The organism is Marispirochaeta aestuarii (assembly GCF_002087085.1).
Lineage (GTDB): Bacteria > Spirochaetota > Spirochaetia > JC444 > Marispirochaetaceae > Marispirochaeta > Marispirochaeta aestuarii.
Genome location: NZ_MWQY01000012.1, coordinates 64,291 through 83,610 on the forward strand (window position 1 = coordinate 64,291; position 19,320 = coordinate 83,610).

General features: G+C 43.0%; 16 protein-coding genes and 1 pseudogene. 16 read left to right on the forward strand and 1 reads right to left on the reverse strand.

Annotated elements, in window-relative coordinates; all coding sequences use genetic code 11:
• Window positions 1–139: 139 nt before the first annotated feature.
• From B4O97_RS19830 to B4O97_RS11905, 11 genes and pseudogenes are all read left to right on the forward strand, one after another.
• A pseudogene (locus B4O97_RS19830) lies at window positions 140–283 on the forward strand (DUF2283 domain-containing protein); the annotation flags it as partial.
• 160 nt (window positions 284–443) lie between these two features.
• Window positions 444–2,231: an ABC transporter ATP-binding protein gene (locus B4O97_RS11860; RefSeq protein WP_083051073.1), complete on the forward strand. Its 1,788-nt coding sequence runs from the start codon at window positions 444–446 to the stop codon at window positions 2,229–2,231.
• A 175-nt stretch (window positions 2,232–2,406) separates the two neighbouring features.
• Window positions 2,407–3,090, forward strand: a complete 684-nt coding sequence (locus tag B4O97_RS11865; RefSeq protein ID WP_083051074.1) for a glycosyltransferase family 2 protein — start codon at window positions 2,407–2,409, stop codon at window positions 3,088–3,090.
• Window positions 3,091–4,015: 925 nt separating this feature from the next.
• Window positions 4,016–5,209 carry a glycosyltransferase gene (locus B4O97_RS11870; protein WP_083051076.1) on the forward strand — a complete coding sequence of 398 codons (1,194 nt, stop codon included), beginning with the start codon at window positions 4,016–4,018 and terminating at the stop codon, window positions 5,207–5,209.
• Window positions 5,199–6,209, forward strand: a complete 1,011-nt coding sequence (locus B4O97_RS11875) for a polysaccharide biosynthesis protein (RefSeq protein ID WP_332890499.1) — start codon at window positions 5,199–5,201, stop codon at window positions 6,207–6,209. The genes B4O97_RS11870 and B4O97_RS11875 overlap by 11 nt, the downstream gene beginning before the upstream one ends.
• Complete coding sequence (locus B4O97_RS11880) at window positions 6,209–7,078, forward strand: dTDP-4-dehydrorhamnose reductase family protein (RefSeq protein WP_083051079.1); 870 nt, start codon at window positions 6,209–6,211, stop codon at window positions 7,076–7,078. Before B4O97_RS11875 ends, B4O97_RS11880 begins: the two co-directional genes overlap by 1 nt.
• Complete coding sequence (gene wecB / locus B4O97_RS11885; protein WP_083051080.1) at window positions 7,075–8,196, forward strand: non-hydrolyzing UDP-N-acetylglucosamine 2-epimerase; 1,122 nt, start codon at window positions 7,075–7,077, stop codon at window positions 8,194–8,196. The genes B4O97_RS11880 and wecB overlap by 4 nt, the downstream gene beginning before the upstream one ends.
• A 76-nt stretch (window positions 8,197–8,272) precedes the next feature.
• Complete coding sequence (locus B4O97_RS11890; protein ID WP_083051082.1) at window positions 8,273–9,253, forward strand: glycosyltransferase; 981 nt, start codon at window positions 8,273–8,275, stop codon at window positions 9,251–9,253.
• 4 nt (window positions 9,254–9,257) lie between these two features.
• Window positions 9,258–10,436 (forward strand): glycosyltransferase, encoded by a 1,179-nt coding sequence (locus B4O97_RS11895; protein ID WP_083051084.1) that lies wholly within the window; start codon window positions 9,258–9,260, stop codon window positions 10,434–10,436.
• Window positions 10,426–11,307: a hypothetical protein gene (locus tag B4O97_RS11900; RefSeq protein ID WP_143305662.1), complete on the forward strand. Its 882-nt coding sequence runs from the start codon at window positions 10,426–10,428 to the stop codon at window positions 11,305–11,307. The genes B4O97_RS11895 and B4O97_RS11900 overlap by 11 nt, the downstream gene beginning before the upstream one ends.
• A complete protein-coding gene (locus B4O97_RS11905) occupies window positions 11,304–11,825 on the forward strand; it encodes an acyltransferase (protein ID WP_198947074.1) in 522 nt (173 codons plus the stop codon). Before B4O97_RS11900 ends, B4O97_RS11905 begins: the two co-directional genes overlap by 4 nt.
• A 5-nt stretch (window positions 11,826–11,830) precedes the next feature.
• Here B4O97_RS11905 and B4O97_RS11910 read toward each other — a convergent pair whose 3' ends face one another.
• On the reverse strand, window positions 11,831–12,913 hold the full coding sequence (locus B4O97_RS11910) for a hypothetical protein (protein ID WP_143305664.1): 1,083 nt from the start codon (window positions 12,911–12,913) through the stop codon (window positions 11,831–11,833).
• 93 nt (window positions 12,914–13,006) lie between these two features.
• On the opposite strand from B4O97_RS11910, the gene B4O97_RS11915 reads away from it, so the two are divergent.
• From B4O97_RS11915 to B4O97_RS11935, 5 genes are read left to right on the forward strand one after another with little or no spacing between them, the layout of a single operon-like run.
• Window positions 13,007–13,888, forward strand: coding sequence for an N-acetylneuraminate synthase family protein (locus tag B4O97_RS11915; protein ID WP_083051088.1), 882 nt, complete (start codon window positions 13,007–13,009; stop codon window positions 13,886–13,888).
• 2 nt (window positions 13,889–13,890) lie between these two features.
• Window positions 13,891–15,057, forward strand: a complete 1,167-nt coding sequence (locus B4O97_RS11920; RefSeq protein ID WP_083051090.1) for an acylneuraminate cytidylyltransferase — start codon at window positions 13,891–13,893, stop codon at window positions 15,055–15,057.
• Window positions 15,050–16,282 carry a hypothetical protein gene (locus tag B4O97_RS11925; RefSeq protein WP_083051091.1) on the forward strand — a complete coding sequence of 411 codons (1,233 nt, stop codon included), beginning with the start codon at window positions 15,050–15,052 and terminating at the stop codon, window positions 16,280–16,282. The genes B4O97_RS11920 and B4O97_RS11925 overlap by 8 nt, the downstream gene beginning before the upstream one ends.
• Entirely contained in the window at window positions 16,279–18,222 is a 1,944-nt protein-coding gene (locus B4O97_RS11930; RefSeq protein ID WP_083051093.1) for a hypothetical protein, read from the forward strand. The genes B4O97_RS11925 and B4O97_RS11930 overlap by 4 nt, the downstream gene beginning before the upstream one ends.
• Window positions 18,222–19,316, forward strand: a complete 1,095-nt coding sequence (locus tag B4O97_RS11935) for a hypothetical protein (protein ID WP_083051094.1) — start codon at window positions 18,222–18,224, stop codon at window positions 19,314–19,316. Before B4O97_RS11930 ends, B4O97_RS11935 begins: the two co-directional genes overlap by 1 nt.
• The last annotated feature ends 4 nt before the right edge of the window (window positions 19,317–19,320 follow it).

The window sequence follows — 19,320 nt, forward strand, 5'->3', positions numbered from 1 at the left end:
CAGAGTGGACTCTGAAGGGTTTTGGAACAAAGATAGACAAGATAGAAAGGATCTTCTGGTAAAAGGTTTCGGGTATGCTGGATATGAAGATTAAATATTTTTCTGATACAGACACGGCGCTTGTTAGTTTTCTTCCAATGTAATCGAAGAAACAAGAGAGATAAGTGAAAGCATATATATTGATGCAGATGGGAATTTGGTGAACATGACCATTGAACATGCCAAGCATTCGGGAATTCTAAAATCAATCAGTTATGAAGAGATCGATTCGAAAATAGCATAGGATACCAGCGTTTTGAAACAAAGATAGAGAGGATGGAAAGGACTCTATACTAACTGTTGTATCCTGTGAAAAACGCTGTGCCCTTTGTGCATCCGTGGCTAATTCTTCCGATTATGTGAATCTTTGTTCCATAAAAAATGAAAGGAAAACATAACCATATATGAAATCACCATTTGGACATATTGGGGCGGTTATTAATCTCTTAGAGCCGCGAGAAAAGCGAAGCCTGATGTTTGTATTTGCAGGTGCTGTCTTCATGTCGATGATACAGATTATCGGCGTAGGCAGTATTATGCCCTTTATTTCAGTTGCCGCGAACCCGGATATTATTCACAACAACGAATACTTGAGCTGGGCTTACAATTTTTTCAGATTTAGTAATGAAACCTCGTTTCTCATTGTCTTGGGAGTTGGTGTCTTAATCTTTATGTTGCTGACTAACGTCAGCAAAGCATTTTACCACTATATTAAGGTGCGTTTTACAAATATGCGCCGTCATACACTTGCTCTTAAGCTTATGAAGGGATATCTGAGTCAACGGTATCCGTATTTTCTACAGAGGAACAGTTACGATTTTATTCGAAACATTACTGCTGAAATTGCTCAAATGATCCAGGGGACCTTGATTCAGTTCGTGGAACTTATTTCCATGGCTATTCAGGTGTTAATGCTCACGTTGTTTCTGTTTGTCGTAAACCCTGGTGGTACAGCCATAATGTTTGGCGCTATCGTATTTGTATATGGGCTTATCTATCTCGGTGTTCGCAAGCTGGTAAAAAGGCTGGGAGTCGAGCGTTTTGAAATGAGCGTAGCCCTGTCAAGGATTGTGAGCGAAGCCTTCTGGGGGATCAAAGAGGTAAAAATACTTGGTGTAGAAAATGTTTTTTTGAATGAATTTTCTCCTCCCTCCAGAAAACTTGCCTGGAGTGTTTCAAAGAACGAAGTAATAAGCGATGTTCCCAAGTTTACACTGGAAGCAATTGCATTCTCCGCGATAATGATATTTGTACTGGTTACAATGGTCAAATCTGGAGATTTCTCCGATATAGCAGCGACTGTTTCGTTGTATGCATATGCAGGGTACCGATTGATCCCAGCCGTACAGGGATTGTTCAAAGCTCTGACGAAACTACGCTATGGAGTCGGTACCGCCGATAAAATCCTGAATGAGTTTAATGATATAAAAGAAGGAGAAATTCTTCCAACAGGTTTGATTAAAGAACTGCCTTTTTCACAGGATTTACGCTTAGATAACCTGGAGTTTACATACCCTGAGGCGGATAAGCCTGTATTACGGCAGATTAACCTGACAATATCCAAAAATACCCTGGTTGGGTTCGCCGGTAAAACCGGTTCGGGAAAGACGACACTTATAGATATTATTCTCGGGCTGCATAGACCCGGGAAAGGCCGTCTGCTCGTTGATAATACAGAAATAAATGAAGATAATCTTCGTAACTGGCAAAAAAATCTGGGTTACGTACCGCAGACAATATACCTGAGCAACGACAGCATAGCCTCGAATATTGCGTTTGGAATCCGTCGTAATGAAATTGACATGGAGGCGGTAAAACGCGCGGCTCATATGGCACAGCTTGACGATTTTATTGAGACTGAACTTGCGCAGGGATATGACACGGAAATAGGTGAGCGGGGCGTTCGCTTAAGCGGCGGTCAGCGGCAGAGGGTTGGAATCGCACGCGCACTGTACCGTAATCCGGATGTGCTGATCCTTGATGAAGCAACCAGTGCCCTGGATGTGCATACAGAAGAAGCTGTTATGGAGGCTATAGATTTACTGATGGGGACCAAAACAATTATTATGATAGCCCATCGACTGAGTACCCTGGAAAAGTGCAATACCATATATTTACTGGATCAAGGTAATATAATCGATGCCGGGACACATGCCGAGCTGATTCAGCGAAATCCATATTTTTCTAAGTGATTATTGCTTAATTGAAGAGTATCACCGTACCAATATTTTCTCTTAGATATAAATGAATAAGACCTATGCGTAATAATTATTCTCTATTTAGTGAGATAGATTATTAATTGTCATATAAATTACTAAATCGAACGTTGTTCAAAAGTACTATGCACTACTGAATCCAGGAGGGTTTATGAAAATATTTTGTCCATCAATTCGACCTCAATATTATGAAGAATTAGCACAATCTGTAAAACCATTTGAAACAGAGTATATCAATGGAAATGGTTTTTCTTCATTTGCGGCGCTATGCAACAAAATATTTAGAGAAAATGATCAAAGTTTTTTCATTATTGCTAATGATAAAGCAAGGCCTAATCCAGACAACATCGATAAAATGCTAAACTTGCATAAGGATGGATTTGGATTTGTTGCACTATACAGAATGGGTTTTTTCTTGGTAGATAAAATAGTTCTTTCTAAGGTAGGATTGCTAGATGAAAGATTTTCTGACGGCGGTTATGAGGATAATGATTATTATATCAGATTAAAAAAAAATAATATAGGTTCCTATATAAATGAGGAAATAAATTATTTATTGAATGTAACAACTTTATGGAAACATAAAAAAAGTGCCGAGTTCTTTAGTCGCAAGTATAAAATTGATCATCGTAATAAAAAAATAATTGTAAAAATATCTGATGAAGAAAAAAATACAGTTGAATGTTTTGATCGAGGAAAATTAAAAAATTGGGAAGAAAGTTTTCTTTGTACAATTCCACTAGTTACTTATAAAGCGCATTTTGAGGTAGTTTTAAAAGAATATGATATAGTTAATGAAAGAAAAATAAAAAAAGTATTTAGTTGGTGGAAATAAATTACACTATAAATAAGGTTCCATAAAAAATAAATACTCTTAGAATAGTTAGTTTGTTAGGATTTCTCTTGATAAAGTGCACAAAATGTGTACAGAAATAGTATTCATCTGACAGTTGTCGCTAAATAAATATCTCTATGCTACTGAAATTGGTGTTTTTTTCTCCGATCCAGTCCAAGAACGTTCGCAGTTTAGATAACTAAAATAAGCTAACATTTCCTCTGATTGGGTTAAGCAACCAAACCAAACCAATCCTTAAAGAGAGTTAACAGTGCCAAAGATTACTACAATCTTCTATCTCAGTTCATAGGAGACTCTGCCCCTCCTTTTGAGATGCTGAAATGGATAATAGTAGAGTATCTGATGCTGTTCAAAGTAAAAATGCTCAGTATATATCGGGTCTGAATCTAAAAATGATGACTTCAGTGTATGAAATTTTAAATAGAAAATTCCCGAAAATGATTATAGAATAGAAATATCCGAAGGGCGTGATTGCGAAATAAGTCAGGCTCAACGGAGCAATCAGAAGGTGAAGAACCGCCTGAATCTTTCTAACGACGGCGCTGGATTGCAAGAATGTCGGGTTTGAAGAAATCGGGAACCGGATCTACCGAATTTTCTTCCGAGAAAACTTGCTAAGGTGTGCAGATATGAAAGAGCTGATGGTCTACAATATCGTAACCTATAAGGAAGCGCTATAATTGTAAGGGATGTGCTTGGTTAATAGTCCGTGATGTCTTTGTTTGTACAAGAATTGTTATTCGCTTTACCGTAGTATGTATTTGTCATCAATTTCAAATAGAAAAGAAACTTCAATTAACAGATAAACTGGGGATCTGAGTATTACAGGTTATTTTAGTCCTCTTTTATTGAATTGTAGATTATTTCTGAATTTTATTTTGGAAAACCGAAAAGGAAACTTCAATTGAAAATATTATTTGTTGCTATGACTAATAGTATTCATACGGCACGTTGGATTGAACAACTAAGAGGAACATCACTTTGTGTGCATGTTTTTCCTTCAATAAATACAGATAGAATACACCCATTACTAAAAAGGAAAAATGTTATTTTTCATATTCCTTGGCAGATTAAATATCGTAAAAATAATTTATTTAGAAAATTATTTTTACGGATATATTATCATTTTTATGGAAAAACAAATCGATTTTATGTCGAAGATCAATTAAGAAAAGTAATACTAAAAATTAAACCGGATATCATCCACAGTCTTGAAACACAACATAGTGGGTATCTTGTAAATGCTGTAAAATCTAATTGGTATGGTCATTTTAGGTTTCCTAAATGGATCCATACGAATTGGGGAAGTGATATATATCTTTTCGGAAGACTCACTGATCACGTACAATCTATACGCCATGTATTAGCTAATTGCGATTATTATTCATCTGAAAGTTACCGAGATAATACTCTCGCGAGACAGTACGGATTTAGTGGACATGTTTTTGCTCCTTTTCCTAATACAGGAGGATTCCATCTATATAATTTGCTAGAGTGCAGATCCAGGGTAAAAACTAGTGAAAGAAAGGAAATAATGGTGAAAGGGTATCAGGGGTGGGCTGGACGAGCGCTGTTCGCATTAGCCGCACTAAAGATGATATCTGAGCACCTAAGTGGATACACTATAAATATTTTTAGTAATCCTGATGGATATGATATAAAAATCGCGGCTGAATTATTTGAACATGATACTGGAATTAAGGTTAATGTGTTACCTTATATTAATAATTATAATGAAATGTTAAGTCTCTATTCGCGGGCAAGAATATATATAGGGTTAAGCATTAGCGATGCAATTAGTACTTCTTTATTAGAATCAATGGTAATGGGAACCTTTCCAATACAGTCTGATACATCTACTGCAAACGAATGGATAAATAATGGTGTAACAGGTTTCATCGTTCCCCCCGAAGATTTAATTAAGATATCAAATAAAGTTAGAGTAGCTATATTTAACGACTCGTTAGTAGATAACGCTGCAGAAAAAAATTTAGTAATTGCAAAAAATCGTTTAAACTATGACCTTGTTCGAAGAAAAACATTGGGAATTTATGATAAAATAAAAGCAGATATTGGAAAGGAAAGCTATGATGTTTAATCAAAATACTTTAATGATAACCGGTGGAACCGGTTCTTTTGGAAATGCTGTTTTAAAGCGTTTCTTGGATTCAAATATTAAAGAAATTCGTATTCTCTCTCGCGATGAAAAAAAACAGGATGATATGCGAAAGAAGTACGACAATGACAAGTTAAGGTTTTATATTGGAGATGTAAGAGATTATAATTCAATCAAAGATGCATTTATTGGTGTGGATTATGTTTTTCATGCTGCAGCGTTAAAACAGGTTCCCTCCTGCGAGTTTTTTCCAATCGAAGCGGTGAAAACAAATATCATTGGAAGTGACAATGTTATTACTGCGTGTATGGCCGCGGGGGTAAAACGTGCGGTGTTTTTAAGTACAGACAAGGCGGCATATCCTATCAATGCGATGGGTATGAGTAAGGCATTGATGGAAAAGAATGTAATTGCACGAAGTCGAAGTATTGATCCTAAAAATGGCCCGATATTATGCATTACCCGATATGGAAATGTTATGGCGTCCCGTGGTTCGGTTATACCATTGTTTTCTAAACAGATAGAGAATAAAAAACCTGTTACCATAACAGATCCTTCAATGACCAGGTTTTTAATGTCCCTGGATGATGCTGTTGATCTGGTATTATATGCATACAAACATGGAAAATCCGGAGATTTGTTTGTACAGAAAGCCCCCGCGTGTACTATAAATGATCTTGCTGATGCGATAATGGCATATAAAGATATTACTGTAGAAAAAAATATTATTGGAACCAGACATGGAGAGAAGGTGTTTGAAACGCTGGTGACAAAAGAAGAAATGGTAAGGTCTGTTGATAAAGGAGATTATTTCCGAATACTCCCTGATAATCGAGATCTGAATTATTCTCAATATTTTTCCGAAGGTGATTCAAGTGTACAGCAAATACAGGAATACACCTCGCATAACACTCACCGCTTGGACGTTCAAGGTGTGCTGAAATTGTTAAAAAAACTTGGAAACTTAGAGGAACAGGCATAGTGAGTAATCGTATTCTCGTTCTCGGCTCGTCTGGCATGGCTGGTCATGTAATAACAAAATATTTGGGACAGAAAGCTGAATTTGTAGTGTTCGATTGCGGACCCAGAAAAAAACTTACTCCCAAAACATTTTTATGCGATATTGTCAGTGACACTGAATTAGCTGGTGTATTAGATGAAACCCGCCCGGATGTAATTATTAATTGCATTGGTGTTCTGGTTAAAGAATCAGAGAATGATCATGTCTCAGCTATTACAGTAAATACTCTTCTTCCTCATCGTTTGTCTAAGATTTGTGAGAACAGGAATATAAAGTTCATTCATTTAAGCACAGATTGTGTCTTTTCCGGAACTGCAGGTCCATATAAAATAGATGATTGTAAAGACGCATTCGATTTCTACGGGAAAACAAAGAGTCTCGGAGAGATTGATTATGGAGATCATTTAACAATAAGAACTTCAATTGTCGGCCCTGAACTTGGTCATCATGGAACAGGTTTGTTGCACTGGTTTTTTACACAGAAAGGTACAATAAACGGCTATACAAGGGCGCTGTGGTCCGGGGTGACTACTCTGGAACTCGCACGAATTATCGAAATTATTGTCAAAGAAAAAATAAGTATATCCGGTATTCAACAAATATCCGTGACTGAGGGTATTTCTAAATTTGATTTGCTATCGATCGTGAATAAGAAATTTCATCGTGGGTTAAATATTGCCCCGGTAGATGAACCTAAAGTTGACAAGCGACTGATTCATAGCGCACCAGAAAATATAGAGCCAAATCCTTATAATAGACAGTTTGATGATTTATATTTATGGATGCAGGAATATAAGCAGTTATATAAGGAGTATTTTACATCCAGATGAAAGTAATGGTAATTGTCGGCACCCGACCTGAAATAATCCGTTTATCCAGAGTCATTATTCTTCTTCGAGAGACTTTTGATTGTGTTTTTGTACATACTGGCCAAAACTATTCTTATGAGCTTGGCGAGATTTTTTATAAAGATCTCGAGTTAGATCCGCCCGATTACTATTTAAACGCCGTGGGAAATACTCTTGCTGAAACATTAGGCTTGATAATATCAAAGTCTGATGAAGTTATGGAAAAAGAGGCACCTGATGCACTCCTTGTTCTAGGGGATACAAACAGTGCTTTATCCGTTATTCCGGCAAAAAGAAGGAAAATCCCTATTTTTCATTTTGAAGCCGGGAATAGATGTTTTGACCAACGCGTACCGGAAGAAATAAACAGGAGAATCGTAGACCATACAGCGGATATTAATTTGACGTATAGTGAAATCGCCAAGCAGAATTTACTTCGTGAGGGATTACCGATGGATAGAGTGTTCAATATCGGAAGTCCAATGTTCGAGGTCCTTGAATGCTATAAAGATAAGATTAACCAGGCTAAAGTGCTTGAAAAATTCGGTCTCAAACCTGATCACTATTTTGTATTAAGTGCGCATCGGGAAGAAAATGTCGACAGTAAAGACAAGCTAAATGATTTGATGTCTGCTATAGAGAGTGTTTTAGTTGATTACCCGTTTCCGATTCTTTTTTCTGTACATCCGAGGACAGAAAAGAAATTGAAAGAGCATGGCCTTATGCTGAATGACAGAATCATAGCCTCTAAACCTCTATGTTTTACAGAATATGTAGCGCTGCAAAAGCATGCATATTGTGTTTTATCTGATAGTGGAACGATAACGGAAGAATCTGCAATTCTGAATATCCCTGCTTTGAACTTGAGGGAGACACATGAGAGACATGAGGGGATGGAAAAAGCAGCTGTAACCATGACCGGCTTTGATCCGAAGTTAATTAAAATCGGCATAAACATTGCGCGACGACAAGTCGATAGAACAGAAGTTCAACTCAACAGTATTCCGGACTATGCTCAGAAGAATATTTCAGAAAAAGTAGTTAAAATAATTCTTAGCTATACCTCATATATCAATAGGAAATCGTGGCTAAAAGTGTGAATTTCGGTCAATGATCAAGCTTCCAGACAGGATATATATTCTCCAGTAAACCAGCAAACATAACAGAGGAAGATGAATGGCATCGATTGCTATAAAACCTAAAGTATCTATACTGATTCCCGTATATAACGGTTCAAATTTTCTTAAGCAGGCTATTGACAGCGCTATAGGACAGAATTACACAGAAAAGGAAATCATCGTAATCAATGATGGATCGAATGACAACGGCGCTACCAGAAAAGATGCTGAGTCATTCGTTCCCAATATTATGTACTATGAGAAGGAAAATGGCGGCGTCGCATCTGCATTAAACCTGGGAATAGAAAAATCAACCGGAGAATATATTTCGTGGCTTAGTCATGATGATTTTTATTATCCAAATAAGCTTGAAGATCAAATCTCTTACGTGACGAGTCTGGAAAACAATAAAGTTATTGTATTTTCGAATGAAGATATGGTAGATGAGAACAATATTGTTATTCGGCCCGCATTTCAACGTAAATTTGATAACTCTAAGTTTTATAGAGAATTATTAGTTAAGAAATTTATAGGAGGTTGTTCCTTGCTCATTCCCAGGAAAGCTTTTGATAGGTGTGGGGAATTTGATGAATCGCTTCGAACAGTCCAGGATTACGATATGTGGTTCAGGATGCTCAATAACGGCTATACATTTTCTTATTATCAGATAACATCTGGCGCAAAAAGGCGACACGGTGGACAGGATTCTCAACAAAAAAAAGAACTTCGCAGAAAAGAGAAAATTGTTCTGTTAAAAAGAGCTTTAACATCAATGACGGATGAAGTACTTCAAAAAAACTTTCCTAAAGGGTCCGGTGATTTCTTCACGATTGCCAGATCATTTTATAAACAGGGACTGTCTGAAGTTTATTTGTATTGTTTTGAAAGAGGTCTAAGGATAAGAACAGGTTTTAGGCAGCGATTATTGACAGTCCCCAGCTGTATATATACAAAGATATATCCTTTTTTCTATGAAAAGAGAAAAGCGATGAAAGAAATAATCAAAATCTTCTTGAAATCTGTAAGTAAGAAAAGATAACTGAATGAAAATCCTCCATTTCATTCCAAAGTTCTCTTCAATATCGCAATCCTTTATTTATGATTTGCTATTACGATTGGATAAGATAGATCATGTCGACAACACAGTTCTGACGTATAAACGTAGTCAGGAAAAAGAACGCCCGTATAAGGATGTTAAGATAATAAAATCAAATACATTAATGGAACGGTTAATGTATAAAATATTGAGAAAAATCGGCTGTAAACGTATCGTCGCACCGAACATTCGTGCCCTGAGAAGGGAACTTAATAAAAAAAATGATTATGATATATTTCATGCTCATTTTGGTAATTCCGCATATAAAGCATTCATTGCTGACGATTCTGTAGAGTTTGCCATTAAAACAGTAGTAAGTATTCATGGAACGGACATAACAAAGAACTTTGCATCCAAGAAAAAGTATAGAGAGGTATTGATTTCGGCAGCGAATCGAGGTTGCATATTTCTGGCTAATTCACAGTTTTTAGCTTCAAAAGCAATTGAATTAGGACTACCGCGTGAAAACATAAAAATAGTCTACAACACTGTAAATGAAAAATTTCTCAACGCTGAACGGGAGTTACCATACGCTGATGGTCCCCTCAGAATAATCAGTATCGGGAGACTGATTGATGTCAAAGGACATGAGTATTTGATTCGGGCTGTACCGGTTTTAAAACGGAATATCAAAAATATACAGCTGAGTATTGTCGGAGATGGTATCAATCTTAGTAAGCTCAAGAACCTTGTGCATGACTTGGGAATTGATGAGAATGTACATTTTTTGGGTTCCGTATCACACGATAAACTGCCTGAGATTTTATCAAATCATCATATTTATGTTCAGCCATCGATAATTTACGAGAAGACCGGACAGGAAGAGTCCTTTGGGATAGTTATTCTTGAAGCATTAGCAGTTGGTTTGCCGGTAATTGTAACAAATACCGGTGGAATGCCGGAAGTCGTTAATTTTACTTCATCGAAATGGGCAAAAATCATTCCTCAGAAGGACGAGATGAGTATAGCGAAGGCTGTTAATGAAATAATAGATAATAATAAGAGTTTTAAATTGAAAGATCCGGATCGAATTAATATCTTAGAAAAATACACTGCTGAAAAGCAAACAGAAACACTTCTCGATATTTATTCTGATGTTATTGGTAATTATGCTGATGAAACTTAAAAGAAAAATATTAGGGACTGTAAGAAAACGATTGAATACCTTGAAACTCGGAGAAAAATCTGAACCAGTGCTGCAGGATCCTCGGGAGTTCCTCTACTCAAATCTAATACCGAGATTTACTGTTGAATTACCGGTAAAAAAAGGCAGGTATCTTGGTTGGTTTGATCTTGACAGAGAGGGTTTTTCGCCGATTATTCTGGCACTTCATAATTGGAATCAAAATGGGAAGAATAAGGAATCTTTTTATGGGATCCTTGCGCTTTACGCAAAGGTCGTTGTAATAGATAACCCGAATAAAAAATTATTTTTCAACTCTGAGTTTACTGTTTTTCCGGAAAAATCAGAAGCTCGAAGAATGATATACCCTTGGGATACAGGTTCTGTTGAAAGCAGGTATAACGAGCATCTTGAAAAGGTAAGAAAAGAGAATAAGAAATACGGCCTGATGAATTCTTTTGAATCGATTGGTGACATTAATTCATGTTCTGATAAAAAACTAAAAATGGAAGCAGAACGGTTTTGTCGACTTGCTGAATCCATAGGCGAATATGGATATAAGAAACAGCCACGGGGGCAAATTTCTGGTAGTGTATATCTTGCAGGACCTGAGTATGTCTGGGCGGTAGATGGGGGGCACCATCGAGCCCCAGTCCTATCATATCTGGGGTATGAGAGAATTCCTGTCGTAGTACGTAGATTTGTCAGAAGGGAAGAGGTTGCATTCTGGCCTCAGGTTGTTTCCGGACTCTATAGTGAAGAAGCAGCGCTCCATGTTTTTGATAACTTCTTCTATAGTCGCCAACCAGATTCCTTTAACGAATGGAAAGAGCATCCTGTCGTAGAAGAAATAAGGCGGAAGAATATTAAATGAAGAATATGATAAAGAAGATCAGGATAATTAAAAAGAAAATTCTGTGTTCTATGTATACTCGAGCTGCTTACCGTAAAGCCGGATCTGTGGGGAAAAATTTAAAGGTGTATTTCCCTGTAAAACTTACCAAAAATACGTTTATCGGTAACGATTGCGGGTTCAATGAGTTAAAGATATTCGGCCATGGTAAGGTAACAATCGGCGATAACTTTCATTCCGGAAGAGATTGCAAGATCATCACACATGTTCATAATTATGATGAGGGAGTTACCATACCATTTGACAACACTTTTATTGTAAGGGATATACAAATAGAGGATTTTGTCTGGATTGGATCATACGTAATAATCCTGGGTGGTGTTACCCTGGGTGAAGGTTGCATTATTCAGGCGGGCTCTGTTGTGGTAAACGACATTCCCCCTATGGCTATTGCCGGCGGACATCCTGCAAAGGTTTTTAAATATCGGGATACTGAACACTTTACAAAGCTGAAAAACGAAAAGAAATTCTTAAAATAAAGAAATCACACCATACTATGCTCGCCGGCGCATATATACAACTGAACGCTGTCGCGATCTGCCTCATTTAAAAATCTTTCGATACGTTTTCCGAAAGATTCAAATGAATAGTTTGTTTCATAGTAAGCATTGATGTTCATCCTCAAGGTCGAGGTGTGGTTTGCATTTATTTTACCGGTTGCAATTTCTTTCAGGATGTCAACAAGATTCTGTGTAGTCTGCCAGGTAAAACAGTTTTCCTTATCCTGGAGTTCGGGGTGGAAAATATGCGGAAACTGGGTAATTGGAACAGCACCTGCAGCCATGGATTCGATCTGATTGTGACACCAGGGATACAGGATTCCCGGGGTATAGATAAAATAGTCGGTTTCCGACAGCAGGCGTAACCATTGGTGCTGTGGAATCCCTGCCTTCTGCGTGTCCATTATTACTACTTTGTTTCTGAGATAACCTGATTCCATTTTTTCCAGCAGGTCTTCGTATGATCCAGGAAAGTAAGAATAGTCTGATGAAAGATTGTCCCTGATCGCTGCAATTATCTCGTACCGTGTATTAATATTGAAGTAATCTTTTGTCCGCCGGTTCGTATACTTTCTCTCCAGAATATTTCCTGCAAAGAATGCAGCAATCTTTCTTTCATGTTTTACGGATAACGAACGGGCAAAGCTTTCATTTTCCTTTGACATTAAATCGGGATGAAAACCTATGGGATAGAAAATATCCCGCACAGGATCTACTTTATCCGTAAAAATGTTGTAATTTATCCTGACAGTTTTGTTGGAAACAGCAGCTGGGGTATCTGAAACAATAAGTGTATTCTTTTTTTTGAATGATTTTGATACAAGTACAAAACCCTTATCACGGGTTATGCCAAAGAAATATTTTCTGTGGATAAAATTGAAAAAAGGAATGTGTACAAAGCAGCTATACCCTGCTTCCCGAAAAAGGTAGTAAATATGGGACAACCTTCGTATTGCTCCTGTTGATACCTCCAATAATTCTATGTAGACTGAATCAGAAGGTATGTTGCTTTTGTTTTTCAACAGTAACGAGAAGTACAATATAGAATTTCGAAGCATTCTCAGCATTATATAACCATCTATCTTGTTGGTGTGAAATTATAAATGAAGCATGCATAATGCGTAAATTGTTGTCAATAGACGTTTTAATCGGAGAAGAACATGACAGATATAACCTACTCCCCCCCCACCGTAATCGCAGAAATCGGTTGTAACCATAAGGGAGAAATGGACATTGCCAAAGAACTGATCAAGATGGCCGCCATCTTCTGCAAGGCACCGGTGGCTAAATTCCAGAAACGCACCCCCAGAGAGCTGTTGAGCGAGGAACAATACAACGCTCCCCATCCCAACCCCATGCATGCCTACGGAGAAACCTACGGCGCCCACCGGGAGTACCTGGAACTGACGGTGGACCAGCATCGGGAACTGATGGACTATTGTAACGAGTTCGGCGTTGTGTACAGCTCTTCTGTTTGGGACATGACTTCCGCACGGGAGATTGCATCTCTTGATCCGAAACTGATCAAGGTGCCTTCCGCCATGAATAACTATACGGCAATGCTGGAATACCTCTGCGATAACTACGGCGGACAGATCCATATCTCCACGGGAATGTCCACCACCGAAGAGGTCGACGATATGGTCGCCTTGTTCGAAAAAAAAGGACGCGCGAAGGACCTGGTACTCTATGCCTGTACCTCCGGTTACCCGGTACCTTTCGAGGACGTCAAGCTTCTGGATATTCCGGACCTTATACAACGCTACGGCGGACGTGTAGGGGACTTCGGCTTCTCCGGGCATCATCTGGGTATCGCTATCGATGTGGCTGCCTATGCTCTGGGGGCAACCTGGATCGAGCGCCATTTTACCCTGGATCGTACCTGGAAGGGGACCGACCATGCGGCATCCCTGGAGCCCGACGGTCTCCGGCGACTGGTGCGCGATCTGAATGCGACGTATAAGTCCATGGGGCGTAAAGACGGCGGCCTTCTGGACATCGAGGTGGAACAGCGGGAAAAACTCAAATGGAGGGCACGCTAGGCGTGGCTGTCGCGTTTATCCCGGTCCGGGGGGGGAGCAAGTCGATCCCCTTGAAGAATATAAAACCCTTCTGCAGCAAACCCCTTGTCTACTGGAACCTCCAGGCTCTTGAGCATGCCGACGGGGTTGATCATGTTGTTGTTGCCACCGATTCCGACGCAATTGAACAGGCCGTCGCCGGTTTCGGATTTTCGAAGCTGGAGGTCTACCGCAGGAAGGCCGCCAACGCCACGGATACCGCCTCTACCGAAGCGGTAATGCTGGAGTATCTTGAAGCCCATCCGCTGAAAAGTGAGGAGCTGTTCATTCTTGTGCAGGCCACCTCTCCTCTGACCCGCACGGAGGACTTTGCCGGTGCCCTGGAGTACTTCCGGACCTCGGACTGCGACAGTCTCCTCTCCTGCGTGCGTACAAAGCGTTTCTTCTGGCGTGAAGACGGTACTCCCCTTAACTACGATTACCGGAATCGCCCCCGCAGGCAGGAGTTCGACGGACTTCTTATGGAGAACGGGGCCTTCTACATCAACCGTGCCGGCAATATCCTGTGGGACAAAAACCGGCTTTCCGGAAAGATCGCCGTGTATGAAATGCCGGAGTTTACCTCCGTGGAAATCGACGAGCCCGACGACTGGATCATCGCCGAATCCATAATGAGGAGGCACTCTCCCGAACGGATTTCAGAGGAAAAGCCGGAGCTTAAACTTTTCCTGAGCGACGTAGACGGCACCCTTACCGATGCAGGTATGTACTATGATCAGGCCGGTGGAGAATGGAAAAAATTCAACACCCACGACGGCAAGGGTTTCGAGCTGCTGCGCAGCAGGGGCATAAAAACCGGAATCCTGACCAGCGAAAACACGGCGATCGTGGAACGCCGCGCCAACAAGCTTAAAGTGGATTTTCTGGTGCAGGATGTATCCGCCGGAGGTAAACTGAACGCAGCGGAGGAGCTCTGCAAAAAGCTCGGGATTTCTCTCTCCTCTGTCGCATATATCGGGGACGATATAAACTGCGCGGAGCTCCTCAGAGCCGTGGGCTTTGCGGCCTGCCCGGCCGATGCGCTGCCTGCGGTCAAACGGATTCCCGGTATCCGGGTACTATCCCTTCCCGGGGGGCACGGTGCGGTGCGGGAGTTTATCGATCTGCTTCTGGACGGGTCGGATGCATAAGGACCGGACAGTAGAATCGCCCCTTGCAGCCTGCGCGGAATATCTGGTATCGGAGAACCGCAATTCCGATCTCCCCGTGGCGGAGCGGCTTAAAATACAGAAAAAGACCTTCTACGGGAAGGTCCTGGGGCGGCTGTTTTTCTTTCACTGGCCCGGAGCCCTTCTTTTTCTTCTTTTTTCCATCCCCCGGCGGGAACGGGTGCGGCAGTACCGCGGCATGGTTCTGGCGGACCACTCCAGCAGGGTAATCGACCATGCTCTCGCCATGGCCTGGGGCAGGGACTACAAAAATGAGCGGGAGCAGTTCGCAACAAGCAGGGCCTCCCTGGCCGGAGTGTACCTCGCCCTTTTGCGGCGTCGCGGGTATCTTAAGGAAGCCTTCCAGGCGGCGAATGTACAGCATGTAACGGAATACATACGCCTGGTGCGACTGTTTCATTTTTATCTTGTCTGGAAGGCCTGGTTTAAGAAAAACCGCCCCACAGCGGTCCTGATCGCCCGCACCAATGATCAAAACAGGCTTGCCCTGGGAGTCGTTGCCCAGGAAGAGGGGGTTCCCCTGGGGGCTTTTACAGTAGCCCGGGTTACCCTTCAGCGGCAGCTTCCCTTTTCCGTACATACGGCTTTCTGCTGGACTTCCCGGCAGGCCCGGGACTATAAAGCTGCAGGGGTGTCTGCGGTCCGCATGCCGGTCCCGGTACTGAAGAATAGTAAGCTTCCTGTCCCGGAGCCGGGAAAGGGTCGCTACGGACTGCTCCTGAACGCTAAGATCGATACGGCAAAACTCGATGCATGGCTGGAGGAGCTTTTTCGCCTTCAAGGTATAGACAACCTCCACATCCGTCCTCATCCAGGATTCAATGAGGAAAAACTCTCCCGGATCTCCAGGGGAAAAATCTGCGACTGGCGTCAGCCCCTGTCGGAATACCTTGAAGAACTTGACCTGGCTTTTGCGGTGAACTCCCATGCTGTTATCGACGCCCTGTTACATGGCATACCGGTAGTCTATCTTGGGGGACTGGACCCTTACGAATACGACCTTCACGGATACGTTAAAGACGGTATTGTAATTCCCTGGGAAGAGGTAAAGGAGTTTCCCGCTTCTGTAGACGCTTTCTATTCATCCAGGGGATTCAGGGAACGCTGGAATACCGACGAATTTGAAACATCTCCCCGGGCGGAACAGGAAGCCGTCAAAGAACTCGCCGGAGGCTCCCTTAGGTGAAATCAGCGCGACACGTCAGGCATTATATTGAAAGAGTACTGGATTTTATCAGGCGGGATATGCTCAGGAAAAAGGGTAAACGTCGCTATATTCATCCCCGCCTGGGGGTTGAGGGTTTTTTCAGGGAACTGAAAAACCGGGACGTCAGTTATTCCGTACTGCGCTGGTTTGAATCCCTGCCGAGGGTGGAAGCGGGGGAAGACATCGACCTTCTGGTGGCCGATGAAGATCTTGCTAAAATGAACGATCTTTTCCGGGGATCCCGCTCCTGGGGAACCCCCTGCGATATCTATACCGCAAGCGGTCTTCCGGGGAGCTCCTTCCGGGGAATAGCCTATTTTCCGGAGCACCTGGCCCTGGAGCTCCTTGAAACAGCGGTATGGCAGAACGATCTTGTCCGGGTACCCGATGCGAAGCGGCACTGCCTATCCATGATCTACCATGTTCTCTACCACAAGGGCTATGACGCGGGGCTGCCCTCGGAGCTTGCGAAGGAACACGGGCGGAGCGTGCCGGATGCTGCTTCAGTTGATCATGATTACGCGGACGTCCTCTCCCGCTGTGCCAGTGCGGCAGAGCTTGATCTTCCACCCCTGACTCTGGAGGACCTGGACGGCTTTCTGGAAAAACAGCGCTGGCAACCCTCCAGGGACGCACTGGAAAAACTCTCCGCCCGGAACCTCTGGGTGCATGACAGGTTCTTTGCGGATATCCCCGGTATGGAGCATCATTGGCGGGGTTTCTCGGTGTTCATTGTCCGGGAACGCGGTGTGCAGTACCTGGACCTGGTTAGAACCATGCTCTTCGATGCGGGGTTTGAAACTCTCCTTGACCGGCCCCTGGAGGGCCCCGCACGGGAGACCGCCGCCAGGACCCTGCGGGGGGGCAACTGGAACCGGGGCCCCTGGCCGGTAAGCGGAGGAGTTCCTGCCCACTGTATTGCCGTAAACGACAGTTTTGTCCTGGAGCCTTCCGATAAACTGATCGCAAAACACAAGGGACTTGCCAACAGCCGCTTGTGGGACACGAAAATCCGAATCAGGGACGCCGTAAACGCCCTGCAGCCCCGCTCCACTCAGTGCAATATTCTCCATTCCGCGGATAATCCCCGGCAGGGACTGGAATACCTGCAAACGGCTTTGCCGGATGTTTCCGTTGAACAGATCGACGGGCGCCTCAAAGAGATCCACGGGTCTGTCAGTATCCCCTTCAGGATTGTCGGTCACCAGAACGGCTATTCCAGGAGGGCCAGGGTCTCCCTCGTTGAGTACGGCGACGCTCAGGCGATTGCCAAGGTTTATCGGCCCGGGCGGGAATGTTTTATGGAACGCGAAATACTGGCCAGAGAGCTGGGCCGTGAACTGCCGGAAACAGTTCCGGTGCTGGAAAAAGGCCCCTCCTGGTTTGTCATGCCCCGGTACCGGGATGTGTTGAACCACGACAGACTGCTTCCTCTGGGGATTATAAAACGGGTAAGGGCCGTCCTGCTGCATTACCGCAGGGCAGGGTACGAGCTTATAGATTTTAAACCGAAAAACCTGATTCTGGATGCTGAAGAAGGACTCAAGGTTATCGATTTTGAGTTTATGCAGCCGACAGAGAACCCGGAGGAGACAAACAAAACAGGGAGCTCTCAGTCCCTGAAAGGGAACTACTGCTGGTACCGGGTACCCCCCGGCTTTTCCGGGGACCTTCCGGTTATGACTGCAAGCCGCAGGAACAATTACTACCGTTTCTGGTTTTCCGCTACAGCCCTTCCCAGGTTCTGTGTCGTACGGGATTATCCAGTACCCCTGTTGGCGCTTATCAGGGTGTTCTTTATTCTTCCCGCCTGGGCCATGAGGACGGTACGGAAAAATCGGGGCCGTATCAGGGAAGGCCGGCGGGCGCTCAGGTCGAGGATTATTGCTTTAGGGAAAAAGATACTGGGATATACCTGATGAAGAAGGCTTCTGCTGCGTTTATGGGAATTTTCCTGTGTTCCGCGCTTTACGCGGCGGACTTCGGTTTTTCCTGGAAAAACGAATGGGGATGGGTCGATAACTTCCATGATGAGTATAATCTGTACATAGATTCGCTTGAGCTGGGAATTCACGCGGATATTGATGAATACAATTTCCTGTATTCAGAACTGGGGAAGAAGGATTCCGACAGTCTGGATATGGATGCGGAATGGAATAAAGTAATAATTGGCACCGATATCGGCGGATACCTTGGATTTACAGGCGTACATCTGATCCTGAAAAACGGGTATGACGAACACGGCGGCGGGGAAGAGTATTCGGATTTTGGCCTGGTCGGCTATGCCGGTATAGGGACAGAGATGGCTGATCTGCAGAAAGACTGGGGGATCGGTTTGACTGTTACTTCCGGTGTTTTTCAGGCGTCTGTCGCCTCATCGTGGAACCTCGGCGTCGACAGCCTTGACGGGGCTGTCGTGAATGTCGATTCCGGGCGTCAGGTTCAGTTTTTTGCCGGAGCTGTAGATATGCTTCCCGGTCTCTCTTTTGAGGCCGGCCTACGGCTTGACCCCGATCGCAGAGGTACAACCCTTGTCTGCGATGCCGCTTACCGGATACCCCTCGAGGATTCGGTGATGACTTTCGGCGGCTCCGTGGCCCATACGAATCTTGAAGGAACGGATTTTACCGATATTTACGGGCTTTACACTCCTGCCTTTGAAACAGTTTTCGGGCTTGGTGCGGAAATCAGGAGGGTCCTTAACGAGGATACCGAACTCTATGCGTCTGTTTCCTATAAGGGGGACGAAATTGAAGCTGTGCGGGCGCTGGGAGGCGGTGCGGGAATCAGCCATGGCGGAATCGGGGCGGAAGCAGCCACAAGTTATCATATGACCCTTTCCGCCGGAGACCCGATTTTTGAGGGACTCGATCTTTCCGTCTTTGCGGATGTCGGTGTTGCCGAATTTACCCTTGGCTATGTATTCACCGATGGATACGGCTGGAGCAGCAACTCCATTGCACCCATGACAGCCATCGGCGGGGCCTACATGAATTTTACATCGGAATTCTGAAAAT

Excerpts from the sequence above, each read along its gene's own strand:
- B4O97_RS11860 (WP_083051073.1), top strand. The coding sequence starts at position 444 with ATGAAATCACCATTTGGACATATTGGGGCGGTTATTAATCTCTTAGAG.
- B4O97_RS11865 (WP_083051074.1), top strand. The coding sequence starts at position 2,407 with ATGAAAATATTTTGTCCATCAATTCGACCTCAATATTATGAAGAATTA.
- B4O97_RS11875 (WP_332890499.1), top strand. The coding sequence starts at position 5,199 with ATGATGTTTAATCAAAATACTTTAATGATAACCGGTGGAACCGGTTCT.
- wecB (WP_083051080.1), top strand. The coding sequence starts at position 7,075 with ATGAAAGTAATGGTAATTGTCGGCACCCGACCTGAAATAATCCGTTTA.
- B4O97_RS11890 (WP_083051082.1), top strand. The coding sequence starts at position 8,273 with ATGGCATCGATTGCTATAAAACCTAAAGTATCTATACTGATTCCCGTA.
- B4O97_RS11895 (WP_083051084.1), top strand. The coding sequence starts at position 9,258 with ATGAAAATCCTCCATTTCATTCCAAAGTTCTCTTCAATATCGCAATCC.
- B4O97_RS11900 (WP_143305662.1), top strand. The coding sequence starts at position 10,426 with ATGAAACTTAAAAGAAAAATATTAGGGACTGTAAGAAAACGATTGAAT.
- B4O97_RS11905 (WP_198947074.1), top strand. The coding sequence starts at position 11,304 with ATGAAGAATATGATAAAGAAGATCAGGATAATTAAAAAGAAAATTCTG.
- B4O97_RS11910 (WP_143305664.1), bottom strand. The coding sequence starts at position 12,913 with ATGCTGAGAATGCTTCGAAATTCTATATTGTACTTCTCGTTACTGTTG.
- B4O97_RS11915 (WP_083051088.1), top strand. The coding sequence starts at position 13,007 with ATGACAGATATAACCTACTCCCCCCCCACCGTAATCGCAGAAATCGGT.
- B4O97_RS11925 (WP_083051091.1), top strand. The coding sequence starts at position 15,050 with ATGCATAAGGACCGGACAGTAGAATCGCCCCTTGCAGCCTGCGCGGAA.
- B4O97_RS11935 (WP_083051094.1), top strand. The coding sequence starts at position 18,222 with ATGAAGAAGGCTTCTGCTGCGTTTATGGGAATTTTCCTGTGTTCCGCG.